The following is a 13,726-nucleotide window of genomic DNA, read 5'->3' as shown; positions in this document are numbered from 1 at the left end:
GCCGGCAACGTCGTGGCGGTGGATTTCGCCCGTACGGCCGGCGCCGACGAGGAGGCCGAGGTCAGCCGCGAGCCGGTCACCGTCGAGGTGATCGAGCACGTCAACCTCAACTCGTCGCGCTCCGACAAGGAGACGATCCATCTGGCACTGGCCTTCGAGGATGCCGCGCCCGCTTACGAGCCCGGCGATTCCCTCGAACTCTATCCCGAGAACGATCCGGCGCTCGTCGACCAGATCCTGAAGGCCGCCGGCCTCGAGGGCGATTCGGTCCTGCGCCAGGCCCTGCTCGCCGAGCGCGACATCACCACCCTGTCGGCCGCGACGATCGAGCGCTTCGTCAAGGCCACCGGCCACGAGGACGCCCGCCGCCTCATCGAGTCGAACGAGGTCCGCGCCTGGATCGAGGGCCGGCACCTCATCGACCTGATCGAGACCTATCCGGCCAAGCTGACGGCGCAACACCTGTCGGACATCACCCGGCCGCTGCCGCCGCGGGCCTACTCGATCGCCTCCTCGCGGGCCGAGGTCGGCGACGAGGCCCACCTCACCATCGCGGCGGTGCGCTACACCAGCCATGGCCGTGACCGCACCGGCGTCGCCTCGGTCCATGTGGCCGACCGGATCCGCACCGGCGCCAAGCTGCGGGTTCGGGTGAAGCCGAACAAGCATTTCCGCCTGCCGGCGAACCCGGCCACCGACATCATCATGGTCGGCCCCGGCACCGGCGTGGCGCCGTTCCGCGCCTTCGTGCAGGAGCGCCGCGCCACCGAGGCGCCGGGCCGCAACTGGCTGTTCTTCGGCGACCGCCACTTCATCCACGACTTCCTGTACCAGCTCGAATGGCAGGAAGCCCTGGAGGACGGGTCGCTGGCGCGCATCGACGTCGCCTTCTCCCGCGACCAGCCCGAGAAGATCTACGTTCAGGACCGGATCTGGGAGCAGCGCCGCGAACTCGTTTCGTGGCTCGATGGCGGCGCCCATTTCTACGTCTGCGGCGACGCCAAGGCGATGGCCAAGGACGTGCGGGCGGCGCTGGTGAAAGCCTTCGCCGACGTGAAAAGTCTGGACGCGGCCGCCGCCGAGGCCGCCGTGGCCGGCCTGGAGCGCAGCCACCGCTACCAGCAGGACGTGTACTAGAGCATTTTCCGACGAAGTGGATACCGGTTCGTCGTAGAAAATGCGGCAAAATCAAAGAGCCAGAGAAGCTTCGCGATTGCAGCGCAATCGTGAAGCACTCTAGCACTGCCTCCCCTCTCCCATGTGGGAGAGGGGATCCCGCGTCTCCTTCGGTGCTGTCAGGCATCGGAGACGCTGGTCGATGATGCGCCGGACCCGGCGCCCGAACGGACACCACCCATGGCCGACCACAAGATCGCCGACACCCAAGCCGCCGAGCGCGTCTACGAGACGCCGCCGACCGAGCGTCCGATCACCGAGGCGGAGGCGGCCCGGGCCGCCAAGCTCTCGGCCAACGAGCACATCAAGATCGCCAGCGGCTACCTGAGGGGCACGCTCGCGGAAGGGCTCCTGAAGAACGCGACGGGTGCGATCTCGGACGATGACGGGCAGCTCGTCAAGTTCCACGGGATGTATCTCCAGGACGACCGCGACCTGCGGGCCGAGCGGACCAAGAAGAAGCTCGACAAGGCGTATTCCTTCATGATCCGCCTGCGCATCGCCGGCGGGGTCGTGACGCCGAAGCAGTGGCTGATCCTCGACGAGATCGCCCGCACCTACGCCAACGGCACCCTGCGGGCGACGACGCGGCAGACCTTCCAGTATCACGGCGTCATCAAGTCGAACCTGAAGCGCACGATGGCGGCGATCGACTCGGCTTTGCTCGACACGATCGCGGCTTGCGGCGACGTCAACCGCAACGTGATGGCGGCGACGAACCCGGCCCAGAAGGGCGCCCACGACGCCGCCTACACGCTGGCGAAGACTATCTCCGACAGCCTGCTGCCGAAGACCAATGCGTGGCGCGAGATCTGGCTCGACGGCGAGCGCGTGGTCGGCGGCGAGGACGAGGCGGAGGTCGAGCCGGTCTATGGCAAGACCTACCTGCCGCGGAAGTTCAAGACCATCGTGGCGGTGCCGCCCTCCAACGAGGTCGACGTCTACGCGCACGATCTCGGCTTCATCGCGATCCTCGACGAGAACAACCAGGTGACGGGCTGGAACGTCACCGTCGGCGGCGGCATGGGCATGACCCATGGCGAGACCGACACCTTCCCGCGCACCGCGGACGTGATGCTGTTTGCGGAGCCCGAATACGCTCTGAAGGTCGCCGAGGCGGTGATGACCGTCCAGCGCGACTGGGGCAACCGCACCGTCCGCAAGAACGCCCGTCTGAAATACACGATCGAGCGCTACGGCCTGAAGGCGTTCCGGGCCGAGGTCGAGAAGCGGGTCGGCCGCGCCTTCCAGGATCCCAAGCCCTTCACCTTCACGGGCAACGGCGACCGCTATGGCTGGGTCGAGGGCGACGACGGCAAGCAGCACCTGACGCTCTACGTCCCGTCAGGCCGCATCAAGGACGTCGAGGGCGGGCCGCAATTCCTGTCGGGCCTGCGCCGCATCGCCGAGGCGCACCAGGGCGATTTCCGCCTTACCGGCAACCAGAACGTCATCATCGCCAACGTTCCGGCGGACCAGAAGGCGGAGATCGACGCGCTGGTGCAGGAATACCGCCTGACCACCGGCGCGGGGGCTTTGCGCCGCAACAGCCTCGCCTGCGTGGCGCTGCCGACCTGCGGCCTGGCTCTCGCCGAGAGCGAGCGCTACCTGCCGAGCCTGATCGACGAGCTGGAGGAGAGCCTGGCCTCCCACGGCCTGTCCGAGGATGACATCACCATCCGGATGACCGGGTGCCCGAATGGCTGCGCCCGGCCGTTCATCGCCGAGATCGGCCTCGTCGGCCGCGGCCCCGAGCGCTACAATCTCTATCTCGGCGCCGCCTTCGACGGCTCGCGGCTGAGCAAGCTCTATGCCGAGGACGTCACGGCGTCCGACATCCGCCCGACGCTCGACCCGCTCTTCGCGGCCTATGCCAAGGACCGCACGACGGGCGAGCGCTTCGGCGACTTCGTGATCCGGGCCGGCTATGTGGCGAAGACCGGCAACGGGCCGGACTTCCACGTCCGGACGGGGGCGCAGAAGGCGGTGGCCTGATCCCGGCGACGGGAGGGGTCCCTCCCCTGCCGCGTCCCGGTCCAGGCGGCGGGGGTTCTACCCCGCCGCGTCCAGTTCCTTCACGATCGCGGCGATCACCCGCGTGTCCGTCGGCTCCACCGGCGTGGCGAAGGCGGCGGCGAGATGACCGTCACGGCCGACCAGGTACTTGTGGAAGTTCCAGCGCGGAGTCTCGGCCGGTTTCTCGGCGGCGGCCCAGCGGTAGAAGGGGTGCGCCTGCGGCCCGGTCACGCTGGTCTTGCCCACCACCGGGAAGGTGACGCCGTGGTTCTTGCGTGCCGCCTCGGCGATCGCCATCCCGTCGAGGGGCTCCTGGCGTCCGAAATCGGCCGAGGGCACCGCGATCACCGTCAGCCCGCGGGCGCCGAACCGGGTCCAGAGCTGCTCCAGCCCCGAGAATTGCGGCGCGTAGCCGCAGGCCGTCGCGGTGTTGACCACCAGGATCGGCTTTCCGGCCAGTTCGGCAAGTGCGAGGCTGCCGCCTTCGGGCTTCGCGAAGCGGAAGGCCGAGGCTGTGGCGGTGCTCTGCTGCGGTGCGGCGTAGGCCGGCAGGCTGACAGCGCCGGCGATCAGGACCAGGGCCTCGCGGCGGACGAGCGGCATCGGAATGCTCCCTGACGGAGGTGTCGGCTTCGGCCCGATTGTCTCCCGAGCGGCGGGGCGGCGCAAGCGGCCGGGCCTCGTCGCGCTCTCGCAAAGTCCGGCGTTCGGACGCACCATTCCGTGAACTTCCCCCCGATTGCCACGTTATCCGGGAGCATTGACCGGGAGGCCGCAGATGGGCGGGCATGAGATCCTAAACTGCTTCGAGCATCGCCGCGACGGCGCCTGGATCTGCACCAGACCCGTCACCTTGACCACACCGCGCGAGAGTGTGGCGATCCGACCTGGCATGCGGTTCGACTATGGCAAGAAGGTCGGTGGCATCGATCTCGCCGAGTACCTGGAGCGGCTCGGCTCGCAGTTCGGCTCCTGACACGGTCCGGGCGGGGTGACGCAGATGCCACACCCCGCATCAAGGTCGCCGGTGCCTTTTGACCAGCCGATGCTCGGCACGATAGGTTGCGCGGATGATCCCTGCCCTGTCAGCCCCCCCACCGGTCGAGGAGACATCGTCCGATACCCGTTGCCGCATCCTGGCGACCGCGGAACGCTTCTTCCGTGAGATCGGCTACCAGAAGACCACGGTGGCCGACATCGCCAAGACTCTGCGGATGAGCCCGGCCAACGTGTATCGGTTTTTCGACTCGAAGAAGGCGATCAACGAGGCCGTGGTCGCGCGCCTCATCGGCGAGGTCGAGGTGCGGATCGCCGCTCTCGCCGACCGGCCGGGACTGTCTGCCGAGGTCCGCCTGCGGGAGATCATCGTCTTCCTGCACCGCGACGCCGTCGGGCGCTTCACCGGCCATCCCCGCATGCACGAGATGGTGGAGGCGGCGATGTCCGAAAGCTGGGACGTCTGCCGCCACCATGTCGATCGGATCACGGCCGTGCTGGAGCGCGTCATTGCCGACGGCGTGGCGCGGGGCGAGTTCGCGGTGGAGGATCCGGCGGTAGCGGCCCGCTGCGTCCACACGGCGATCGTCCGGTTCTGCCACCCGGTGCTGGTGGTGCAATGCCCGGAGGATTTCGTGCCGGCGCTCGACGCGATGATCGCGTTCCTGATGGGGGCGCTGCGGGCAGGGCCACGCATCGCTTGAGCCACGCTCCGGCCTGACGAAATGCGCCCGACGGTCGCCCCCGCGCCCCCCTCTGCCCGGGAGGGTGCCCGGCTGAGCCGCGGGAGAGAAGACGACGCATCCGGTGATGACTGAGCCGTTCTGACGGGCGCTTCCTGGATCAGCGTCACGCTGTCCTCTCCGACGGGACGTCGTCCGGCTGCGCGCACCCCGTCCGCCCCCCTCCCCGCAAGGGGGGAGGGTTCCGGGGCGTCTCGCCCTACTGCGCCTCCGCCGCCGCTGGCGGCTCGCGCTCGACGGTCCGAAACCCTTCCAGCTCGCCGAGATAGCTGCGGGCCCACCAATCCACGTCCTCGCGCGCCATGCGCTCGAACATCGGCTTCCAGCGCTCCACCCGCTCGGCCTTGGGCATGTAGAGGGCCGCGCGGATGGCCTCGGCCACCTCGAACCGGTCATAGGGGTTGACCAGCAGAGCCTCGGGCATCTGCCGGGCTGCACCGGCGAATTTCGACAGCACCAGCACGCCCGGATCGTCCTCGCTCTGCGCGGCGACGTATTCCTTGGCGACGAGGTTCATGCCGTCGCGCATCGGGGTCACCACGCCGACCCGGGCGGCGCGGTAGAGCCCGGCCAGCACCGCGCGGGGGTACGCCTTGGTGACGTACTGGATCGGCGTCCAGGACGGCTCGCCGAGGGAACCGTTGATGTTGCCGAGCACCTCGTTCACGTCGCGGCTAAGCTGCTCGTATTCCGGCACCTCGGTGCGGGATTTCGGGGCGATCTGGAGGAAGACGACGTTGCCGCGCTGGTCGGGATTGGAGGCGAAGAAGCGCTCCACCGCCTCCATCCGCTCCGGCACGCCCTTCGAGTAGTCGAGCCGATCGACGCCGATAAGGAGCTTGCGGGTGCGCAGGCCCGCCACCGTGTCGCGCACGGTGCGGTTCATGCCGGCGCGCTCGGCGGCCTGCCGGAACCCCTCGACGTCGATGCCGATCGGGAAGCTGCGGATCCGGGTGCGGCGCCCGTCGACCATCAACGAGCCGCCGCCGAGCGGGATCGCCCGCAATTCGTCGACGAGGTTGCGCGAGAGGTTGTGCACGTCGCTGTCGGTCTGCAGACCGATCAGGTCGTAGTCGGAGACCGCGCGCAACAGCTCCGTCGAGGCCGGCAGGGTGTTGAACACCTCCCCCGAGGGCCATGGAATGTGATGGAAATAGCCGATCGGGTTCGAGACGCCGAGGCCCCGCAGCTCGGAGGCGAGCGGGATCAGGTGGTAGTCGTGGACCCAGATCAGGTCGCCCGGCTCGATCAGCCCCGCCAGCGCCTGGGCGAAGATGCGGTTGACGCGCTGGTAGCCAGCGTAATCGGCTCGGGAGAACGCCGCCAGGCCGAGGCGGTAATGCATGATCGGCCAGAGCGCCCGGTTGGCAAAGCCGCTGTAATACTCGCGGTGGTCCTGGGGCGAGAGATCCATCACCGCATATTGCACCCGGCCCCGGTCGGCGATGACCGGCTCGGAGGACGGGTTGTCGGTGATCTTACCGCTCCACCCGAACCAGAGCCCCTTATAGGCGGTGAACGCCTCCTTGAGGGCGACGGCGAGCCCGCCGGCCGCGACCGCCTTGGAGCCCTCATCGGGGACGGCGACGCGATTCGACACGATGATGAGGCGTGACACGGCGGGTATCGACTCCGGCTGCACGGGACCGTGTGGGGCGGGAACGTCGCCGAGTCCATCCGCCCCTGACGGAGAAAACGCGCCAGCAGCAAGCGCGATCCGTGCGAATTGGTCAACCCTTTCGACGGATTCCGGGGCGGACGCACCCGCTCCGGCTGTGCCCGGCGCTCCACAGGAATCCCACCGCGATTCCCGCTTGAATGAGGCCGGAACCGGGCGCCTTGGCTGCTGTTACCCGCAATATCGTCGCATAGGTTCGGCGCGGCGGCGGGTTTGGCCTGCCCGCCGCGCCGAGAAGGATGGAGTGCCCTGATGAGCGCGGGTTACGACAACGGACGGCACCGGGCGGACGACCGGGGGACTCCCGGCGAGCGCCCGGCGGAATGGAACGACCTGCGCCACGACGTGCGCCAGCTTGGGGACGTCGCGATGGAACGCGGCTTCAGCCTCGTCGAATCGGCCCGCGAGCAGGTCCACGGCTATGTCGACCGGCGCAAGGGCGACGCCGCCCAGTCGGTCTCCGACCTCGCCCAGGCCCTGCGCGATTCGGGCGGCAAGCTCGAGCAGCAGCCGAACGTGAAGGCGTTCTTCGACAGCGCCGCCGAGGGCCTGGAGCAGCTGTCCGGCTCGATCCGCGAGCGCAGCTTCGAGGATTTCTACAGCGAGATCGAGTCGGTGGCCCGGCGCCGGCCGGCCGCGGTCGCGGTGGCGACCTTCCTCACCGGCTTCCTCGCTGCGCGCTTCATCCGCGCCTCGGCCCATCCCTCGCACGGGCTCGCCGGGCGCGACACCTTTGCCCGGGGACCGGAGGTCGGGGCCGAGCGCGCCCGCGCCGCCGCCGCCGCGGGCCGGCCCGCCGATCCCTACGGTGCGCGCTACCGGGACGTGCCGGGCGCCCATAGCGAGCCCGAGACCGCCCGGCCCGACCCCTACCGCACCGGCGCGTCCGGCCCGCGCTACTCGGCCTGAAGGAGGACGCCGCGATGGCCGACCCCAATGCCGGCCGCCCCCTCGGCGGCAATGGCTCCCCGGGGAGCATCCAGGGGCTCCTCGGTGACGCCCTGCGCGAGACCACCGATCTCGCCCGCAAGGAGATCGCCCTCTTCCGCACCGAGATGTCGAACAACCTGAGGTCGCTATTCCTCGGGCTCGGCATGATGGTGGGGGCGGCGGTCTTCGCCGTCGTGGCCCTGCTGGTGCTCACCGATGCCCTGGTGAAGTGGCTCGCCACGGTGGTGCAGTCCGAGGCGCTCGCCGCCCTGATCGTCGGGGCGGTGTTCCTGGTGATCGCCATCGGGCTGGCGCTCTGGGGCCGCAGCGCCATGTCCCTGTCCACGCTGACGCCGACCCGCACGACGCGCCAGGTGCGCCAGGATGCGAGGGTCCTGTCCGAGAGGGTGTCGGGATGACCCAGTCGATCAACGACCTCGAACACGACATCGAGGAGACCCGGGCCCGGCTCGATCGGACCATCGACCAGATCCAGGGCCGGCTCTCGCCGGCCAGCCTCGTCGACGAGATGCTCGGCACGGTGCGGCAATCGCCGGCGAGCGGCCTCTATGACGGGGCGCTGGAGGCGGTGCGGCGCAACCCCGTGCCGGTCATGCTGATCGTCGCGGGGGTCGGCTGGCTGATCCACCGCGTCGCCCGGGACTCGCAGCGTCGCCAGCAGCTCGATGCCACGATGAACGGGGCCGAGGCGGTGCCGGTGCTGAAGACCGGCGCGGCCCGGGTCTACGACCCCGACCGGCCGACCGCCCACCCGGCGGCAGACCGCGTCGCCGACGGCATGCGGATGTAAGGCGGCGCCGGCGCGAGGCCGGCGCCCGCTCCTCAAACACCCCTTTCGATTGGCCGCAGGCTCCGACGGCACACCCCCACGCCGCGCCGAGCCTGCCAGGGAGTCTCCAAGTCATGGCAGAGCACACCATCAACCCGGCCCATCCGGGCGCCCCCTCGGCCCACACCCCCGCCACCGGGCCCGAGCGCACCCTGCATCAGGACCACGACACCGTCCGCCAGAACCTCGACGCTGCGCAAGGCGCGGCTCACGCGGCCGGCGACACGGTGAAGGACACGGTGAAGGATGCCGCCGCCCAGGCGTCCGAACGGGTGAGCGAGACCGCCTCCGCCATCGGCGAGCGCATCAGCCAGACCGCCGAGGAGCTGCGCGCCAAGGCCGATGCCGCGGCCGACCGGCTGAAGCAGGGCGCCAGCGAGGCGGTCGACCGGGCCCATGCTCAGGCGAGCCAGGCTTACGGCGCCGTCGGCGGCCGCAGCTCCGAGGCGATCGACCGCGCCCGCGACTGGGCCAGCGACCGGATCGAGACCGGGTCGCGGCGCTACGCCGACCTGCGCGACCGCGGCAGCGAGCGGCTGGCGCAGAGCCAGAACGCCGTCGAGCGCTTCGTCAGCGAGAACCCGGTCCTGGTCGGCGTCGTTGGCCTGGCGGCCGGCATGCTGCTCGGCGCGCTGCTGCCGCGCACCCGCCAGGAGGACCGCACGGTCGGCCCCTATGCCGACGAGGTCCGTGACCAAGGTCTGCGCTACGCCCGCGAGGCGACCGAGCGCGGCCGGCACTTCGTCGAGACCGCCCTCGATCAGGCCCAGGACGCCGCCGCCGCCGCCGCCCAGGCCGCCTCGGACGAGCTGCGCAAGAGCCAGCCGGGGACCTACCCGCCGGGCGCGGGGGAGCCGGGCCGCCAGACCCACTGAACGCGGCATCGGCGACGCCCGAGCGGCCGGCCCCTCGGGGCCGGCCTTTTTCTTGGGCGATCTCTCTGTCCTTCCCGGCAACAGGACGGGACCCGCCACGACGGGCGCCGCGTTGTCGGCCATGATCTCCGCCGCCTCGCCTGATTCCCGCCCCCGCCTCGGCTTCTGCTGCAAGTTCATCCCGGACGAGCCGCCCGGCCGTCACAAGACCCTGAAGGCGGCCAAGGAGGCCGCCCTGGTGATGAACGTCACCACGGTGACGATCGCCCATCTGCGCCGCCTCGACCCCACGGCGGCACGGGAGAAGCTGACCGCCGTGGTGACGCACAACCTCGCGGCGATGGGGCGCCAGGTCGCCTGGGTGGCGGCCCGTCCCGCGCTGGAGCGGCTGCTGCGCCTCGCGAGTTCGATCCTGCCGGGCTACACCCACCCGGAGGTGCGCGACCTCTATGCCGATCCGGCGTTCCGCCGCACCATCGAGGCGGGTCTGGCGGCCGTCGGCGAGGCGGCGCGGGCGGGTGGCGTGCGGCTCAGCATGCATCCGGGCCCGTTCTGCATCCTGGCGAGCCGCAACCCGGCGGCGCTCGCGAACGGCATCGCCGAACTCGACTACCACGCCGAGGTGATGGCGATGATGGGCTATGGCGGCGGCTGGCATCCGCATGGCGCCCACGTCAACATCCATGTCGGCGCCCGCGACCCCGGAATCGAGGCGTTCCGGGAGAACCTGGCGCGGGTGTCGCAGGCCGCCCGCGATCTCGTCACGGTCGAGAACGACGAATCGGCCTTCGGCCTCGACGCGGTCCTGCGCCTCGCCGACCGGGTGCCGGTGGTGCTCGACCTGCACCACCACTGGATCCACAGCCGCGGCGCGTATATCGCGCCCGACGATCCGCGGATCGCCCGGGTGATCGCATCCTGGCGCGGGGTGCGGCCGGTCGGCCATGTCAGCGTCTCGCGCGAGGACGTGCTGCCGGGCCACGACCCCGACGCGCTGCCGGACTTCGGGGGCCTGACCGCGGCCGGCCTCACCGGCCGCGACCTCGCCGCCCATTCCGACCTGATGTGGAACCGGGCGCTCAACGACCTCGTCGCCCGACACCTCGCCTGGTGCGACATCGAGGTCGAAGCCAAGCTGAAGAACCTCGCCTCGACCGGCCTGGCGCGGCAGGTCGGTCCGAGCCTCGGCGGCATCGCGCCCGCGCCGGCCGCGGCTCGAGGGGAGGCCCTCGACGCTGCGGTCTCCTGCCTGTAACGGTGCGGCATGAGATCGGCCGATTGCGACATCCTCGTCGTCCCGGGCTACACCAATTCGGGGCCCGACCACTGGCAGAGCCGCTGGCAGGAGCGGCTCTCGACCGCCCGCCGGGTGACCCAGGCGAGCTGGGACCACCCCGAGCCGGGGCCCTGGCGCGACGCCGTGATCGCGGCGGTGCAGGCCGCGCGCCGGCCCGTGGTGCTGGTCGCCCACAGCCTGGGCGTGGTCGCCTGCGTGCAGGCGGCGCCCTACCTTCCCGAGGGCAGCGTCGCCGGCGCTTTCCTGGTCGCGCTGCCCGACATCGAGCAGCCCGACATGCCGGCCGTCTTGCGCGCCTTCGCGCCGATTCCCCGCGCGCCCCTGCCCTTCCCGTCGGTCTTGGTGATAAGCCGCACAGACCCCTACGCCGCCTATGACCGGGCTGCCGGCTTCGCCGACGCCTGGGGGGCGGACCTCGTCGATGCCGGCGAGTCCGGTCACCTCAACGTCGAGAGCGGGCACGGGCCGTGGCCCGAGGGGCTGATGCGCTTCGCCGGCTTCCTGCGCACCCTCTAGGACGAGCCGTGGTGTCCTATCTCGACATGGTCGAGCCGGCGACGGCAGCGACCTTCCGAGAGGCCGATTATCTCGCGGCCAACCCGGACCTCGATCTCGCGGTGCGCGAAGGGCGGCTCGCCAGCGGCCGGGCGCATTTCGACAAGCACGGCCTGCGCCAGGGCCGGCGCCAGAGCCGCCTGCCGGAGGGGCTGGAGCCGATGCGGGCGGAGAAGCTGGCGCGGCTCGCCCCCCTGATGCGGGACGACCTGCCCCACCGCCGCCTCGGCGCGAAATACGACTATCTCAGCGACGACCTGCGGGCCCTGTCGGGTGCCGAGGACAGCCCGAACGTCTCGCAGAACGCCTATGACGGGCACGTCCAGGAGCTGATCGCCACCAACCCCGACGGGCTGATTCTCGATTGCGGCGCCGGCCGGCGCGACCGCTACTACGCCAACGTCGTCAATCTCGAGATCGCCGATTACGACACCACCGACGTGCTCGGGATCGGCGAGGTGCTGCCGTTCCGCGATGCCAGCTTCGACGGAGTGATCTCGATCGCGGTGCTGGAGCATGTCCGCGATCCCTTCGCCTGCGCCCGCGAGATCGCCCGGGTGCTCAAGCCCGGCGGGAAACTGATCTGCGCGGTGCCGTTCCTGCAACCGCTGCACGGCTATCCCCACCATTACTACAACATGACCGGCGAGGGCCTGCGCAACCTGTTCTCCGGCCATCTCGCGGTCGACCACCAATACGTCCCGGCCTCGCTCCTGCCGATCTGGAGCCTAACCTGGATCGTCCAGTCCTGGGCCGCCGGCCTGCCGCCGGACGTGCGCAAGCGCTTCCTGTCCCGCCGCCTCTCCGACTTCACCGCCGACCCGCTCTCGCTCCTCCAGGAGCCCTACGTGACACAGCTGAGCGACCAGAAGAACCTGGAACTGGCGAGCGGGACCTACCTGTTCGCGCACAAGGAATAAAGCGCCCTGTCGACGCGCGCGGCGGGGGCGCCCTGCCTCTTCCGGCAGAGCCATCGTCCTGCGCCGTTCGTCACCGCATCGCCCGGTTTCCGCACGGTCTTCATTTTTTAGCAGAAATATCCGCGTTTCATTAATCCTGAAAAATCCTCGATCGCCCAATTTACTTCAGGTTGCATTTACGAAATCACCCGATCGGCCGAGTCATCCAGGTCATGATTCATTATCCGCGCCCCATTACGGGTTTTAAACACCCGCACGGCAGATTTGCCGCTGGGACAGCGCAGCGATGGATTGACGGATCACGCCATGTGGCCGGGACTCAAGTATGTGGCCGCCCTCGTGGTCGGCCTGCCCCTCTGGGGCATCCCCAGCACCGCCTCGGTCGAGCCGACGGCGAGCAGCGCGGCCCGGGCGTCGAGCGACCTCGATGCCCTTCTCTGGCCCGCCGGTGATCCGGCGCGGCGGATCGACCAGCGCGGCGTCGCGCTGAATCCCGCGGATCTGCGCGACCGGGTCGTCGTGGTGGCCTTCGTCGCGGCCGATTGCTCGATCGTCTGCGTCACCCGCACCCTCGACCTCGACCGGGTCGCCAAGGCGCTACCGGGAGCGGTGCGCGACCGGGCGGCGTTCCTGGCGATCTCCCTCGACGACGGCCGCGACGCCGGGCGGCTGCGCGCCTTCATCGACGGCACCGTTGGCGCGGAGACGCGGCTGCGGTTCCTTACCGGCGACGCCGCCTGGAAAGCGGCGCTCGTGGCGATGCTGCGCTACCCGGCGGCGTCGCTGCCGGAGCCACCGCCACAGGTCATGGTCTTCGACCGGCGCGGCGGGATCGCGATGAGCTATGGCGGCGACCCGATCGACCGGCCGCGGCTCGAACGCGACATCCCCCTTCTCGACAGCTTCGTCCAGGGGCTCGACGCCCCCAAGCCTGCATCCCGGCAGCCCCTCTGACAGCCGTACCCAGCGAAAGCCTCTGAACCATGACAGCCTCGATCACGGCCGGCCGCCGCGCCCGCTTGCGCGACGCCGCCCTCCTCTCCGCCACCATCCTGGCGAGCGGAATCCTGTCGCCCGCCGATGCGGCGCAGTTCGGCGTGGTGGTGAACCAGGTCGCCGATCCGGTTCTGTCCGGCGTGGCCCTCCCCGACAATGCGCCGATGACGGGCGTGTTCTCGGGCGTGCAGAACTGGCCGATGAACGCCATCACCCTCGGGTTGCTGCCGAGCGGCAAGGTCGCGTCCTACGGTACGCCGGGCGGAAACCCCGGCGCCCAGGATGGCCGCACCTTCGACATCTGGGACCCGACGCAAGGCATCGGCACCGGCCACATCACCCTGCCGGGGATTGCGGGCGTCAACAGCTTCTGCGCCGCGCAGACGTTCCGGACCGACGGGTCGCTGTTCATCGCCGGCGGCATCTTCGACAACGGCAGCGACAAGGGCAGCGTCGTCCTCAACCGGACCGGCACCGGCGTGTCGGCCATCAATGCCAAGCTGGCCAACGACCGCTACTATTCCACCATGCTGACGCTGCCCAACGGCCAGCAGCTCATCATGGGCGGCTCCTATCCCTATCAGGGCGGCTGGGGCGACCCGCAGGGCAGCATCGACAAGGGCCTGATGACCGGGATGACCCCGGAGATCTTCGACGGCAACGGCTGGCGCGCCCTGTTCGGCGCCAAGAGCCG

General features: G+C 70.1%; 13 protein-coding genes and 2 pseudogenes. 13 read left to right on the top strand and 2 right to left on the bottom strand.

Features of this window, described 5'->3' with window-relative positions:
- Together VP06_RS12350 and VP06_RS12345 are read left to right on the top strand one after the other, a co-directional pair.
- Positions 1-1,137 (top strand): annotated as a pseudogene (locus tag VP06_RS12350) (sulfite reductase subunit alpha); the annotation flags it as partial.
- A gap of 219 nt (positions 1,138-1,356) precedes the next feature.
- Entirely contained in the window at positions 1,357-3,171 is a 1,815-nt protein-coding gene (locus VP06_RS12345; protein WP_048464072.1) for an NADPH-dependent assimilatory sulfite reductase hemoprotein subunit, read from the top strand.
- A 57-nt stretch (positions 3,172-3,228) separates the two neighbouring features.
- Here VP06_RS12345 and VP06_RS12340 read toward each other — a convergent pair whose 3' ends face one another.
- Complete coding sequence (locus tag VP06_RS12340; protein WP_048464071.1) at positions 3,229-3,795, bottom strand: glutathione peroxidase; 567 nt, start codon at positions 3,793-3,795, stop codon at positions 3,229-3,231.
- Between the two features lie 175 nt (positions 3,796-3,970).
- On the opposite strand from VP06_RS12340, the gene VP06_RS12335 reads away from it, so the two are divergent.
- Positions 3,971-4,168 (top strand): hypothetical protein, encoded by a 198-nt coding sequence (locus tag VP06_RS12335; protein ID WP_048464070.1) that lies wholly within the window; start codon positions 3,971-3,973, stop codon positions 4,166-4,168.
- A 94-nt stretch (positions 4,169-4,262) separates the two neighbouring features.
- Positions 4,263-4,892 (top strand): TetR/AcrR family transcriptional regulator, encoded by a 630-nt coding sequence (locus VP06_RS12330; RefSeq protein ID WP_048464069.1) that lies wholly within the window; start codon positions 4,263-4,265, stop codon positions 4,890-4,892.
- 238 nt (positions 4,893-5,130) lie between these two features.
- Here the strand turns inward: VP06_RS12330 and VP06_RS12325 are convergent, their stop codons facing one another.
- The gene (locus tag VP06_RS12325; RefSeq protein WP_048464068.1) at positions 5,131-6,549 is read right to left on the bottom strand and encodes an alpha,alpha-trehalose-phosphate synthase (UDP-forming); all 1,419 of its coding nucleotides are present in this window, start codon (positions 6,547-6,549) and stop codon (positions 5,131-5,133) included.
- Between the two features lie 312 nt (positions 6,550-6,861).
- Here VP06_RS12325 and VP06_RS12320 point away from each other — a divergent pair, with 312 nt between their 5' ends.
- The 9 genes and pseudogenes from VP06_RS12320 to VP06_RS12280 all read left to right on the top strand — a co-directional run.
- Positions 6,862-7,518: a hypothetical protein gene (locus tag VP06_RS12320; protein ID WP_342586814.1), complete on the top strand. Its 657-nt coding sequence runs from the start codon at positions 6,862-6,864 to the stop codon at positions 7,516-7,518.
- 14 nt (positions 7,519-7,532) lie between these two features.
- Complete coding sequence (locus VP06_RS12315) at positions 7,533-7,958, top strand: phage holin family protein (RefSeq protein ID WP_048464067.1); 426 nt, start codon at positions 7,533-7,535, stop codon at positions 7,956-7,958.
- Complete coding sequence (locus VP06_RS12310; RefSeq protein ID WP_048464066.1) at positions 7,955-8,350, top strand: DUF3618 domain-containing protein; 396 nt, start codon at positions 7,955-7,957, stop codon at positions 8,348-8,350. Before VP06_RS12315 ends, VP06_RS12310 begins: the two co-directional genes overlap by 4 nt.
- A 113-nt stretch (positions 8,351-8,463) precedes the next feature.
- Positions 8,464-9,264, top strand: coding sequence for a hypothetical protein (locus VP06_RS12305; RefSeq protein WP_048464065.1), 801 nt, complete (start codon positions 8,464-8,466; stop codon positions 9,262-9,264).
- 121 nt (positions 9,265-9,385) lie between these two features.
- Entirely contained in the window at positions 9,386-10,519 is a 1,134-nt protein-coding gene (locus tag VP06_RS12300; protein WP_048464064.1) for a UV damage endonuclease UvsE, read from the top strand.
- A gap of 9 nt (positions 10,520-10,528) precedes the next feature.
- A complete protein-coding gene (locus VP06_RS12295) occupies positions 10,529-11,077 on the top strand; it encodes an RBBP9/YdeN family alpha/beta hydrolase (RefSeq protein WP_048464063.1) in 549 nt (182 codons plus the stop codon).
- A gap of 11 nt (positions 11,078-11,088) precedes the next feature.
- The gene (locus VP06_RS12290; RefSeq protein WP_156295564.1) at positions 11,089-12,036 is read left to right on the top strand and encodes a class I SAM-dependent methyltransferase; all 948 of its coding nucleotides are present in this window, start codon (positions 11,089-11,091) and stop codon (positions 12,034-12,036) included.
- A 306-nt stretch (positions 12,037-12,342) separates the two neighbouring features.
- A complete protein-coding gene (locus tag VP06_RS12285; RefSeq protein WP_053081736.1) occupies positions 12,343-12,990 on the top strand; it encodes an SCO family protein in 648 nt (215 codons plus the stop codon).
- Positions 12,991-13,019: 29 nt separating this feature from the next.
- Positions 13,020-13,726: pseudogene (locus tag VP06_RS12280) on the top strand (galactose oxidase-like domain-containing protein); the annotation flags it as partial.

Origin of the sequence: Methylobacterium aquaticum, from assembly GCF_001043915.1 — a bacterium.
In the GTDB taxonomy this organism is placed as follows: domain Bacteria; phylum Pseudomonadota; class Alphaproteobacteria; order Rhizobiales; family Beijerinckiaceae; genus Methylobacterium; species Methylobacterium aquaticum.
This window is presented reverse-complemented; position numbering and strand designations above follow the sequence as displayed.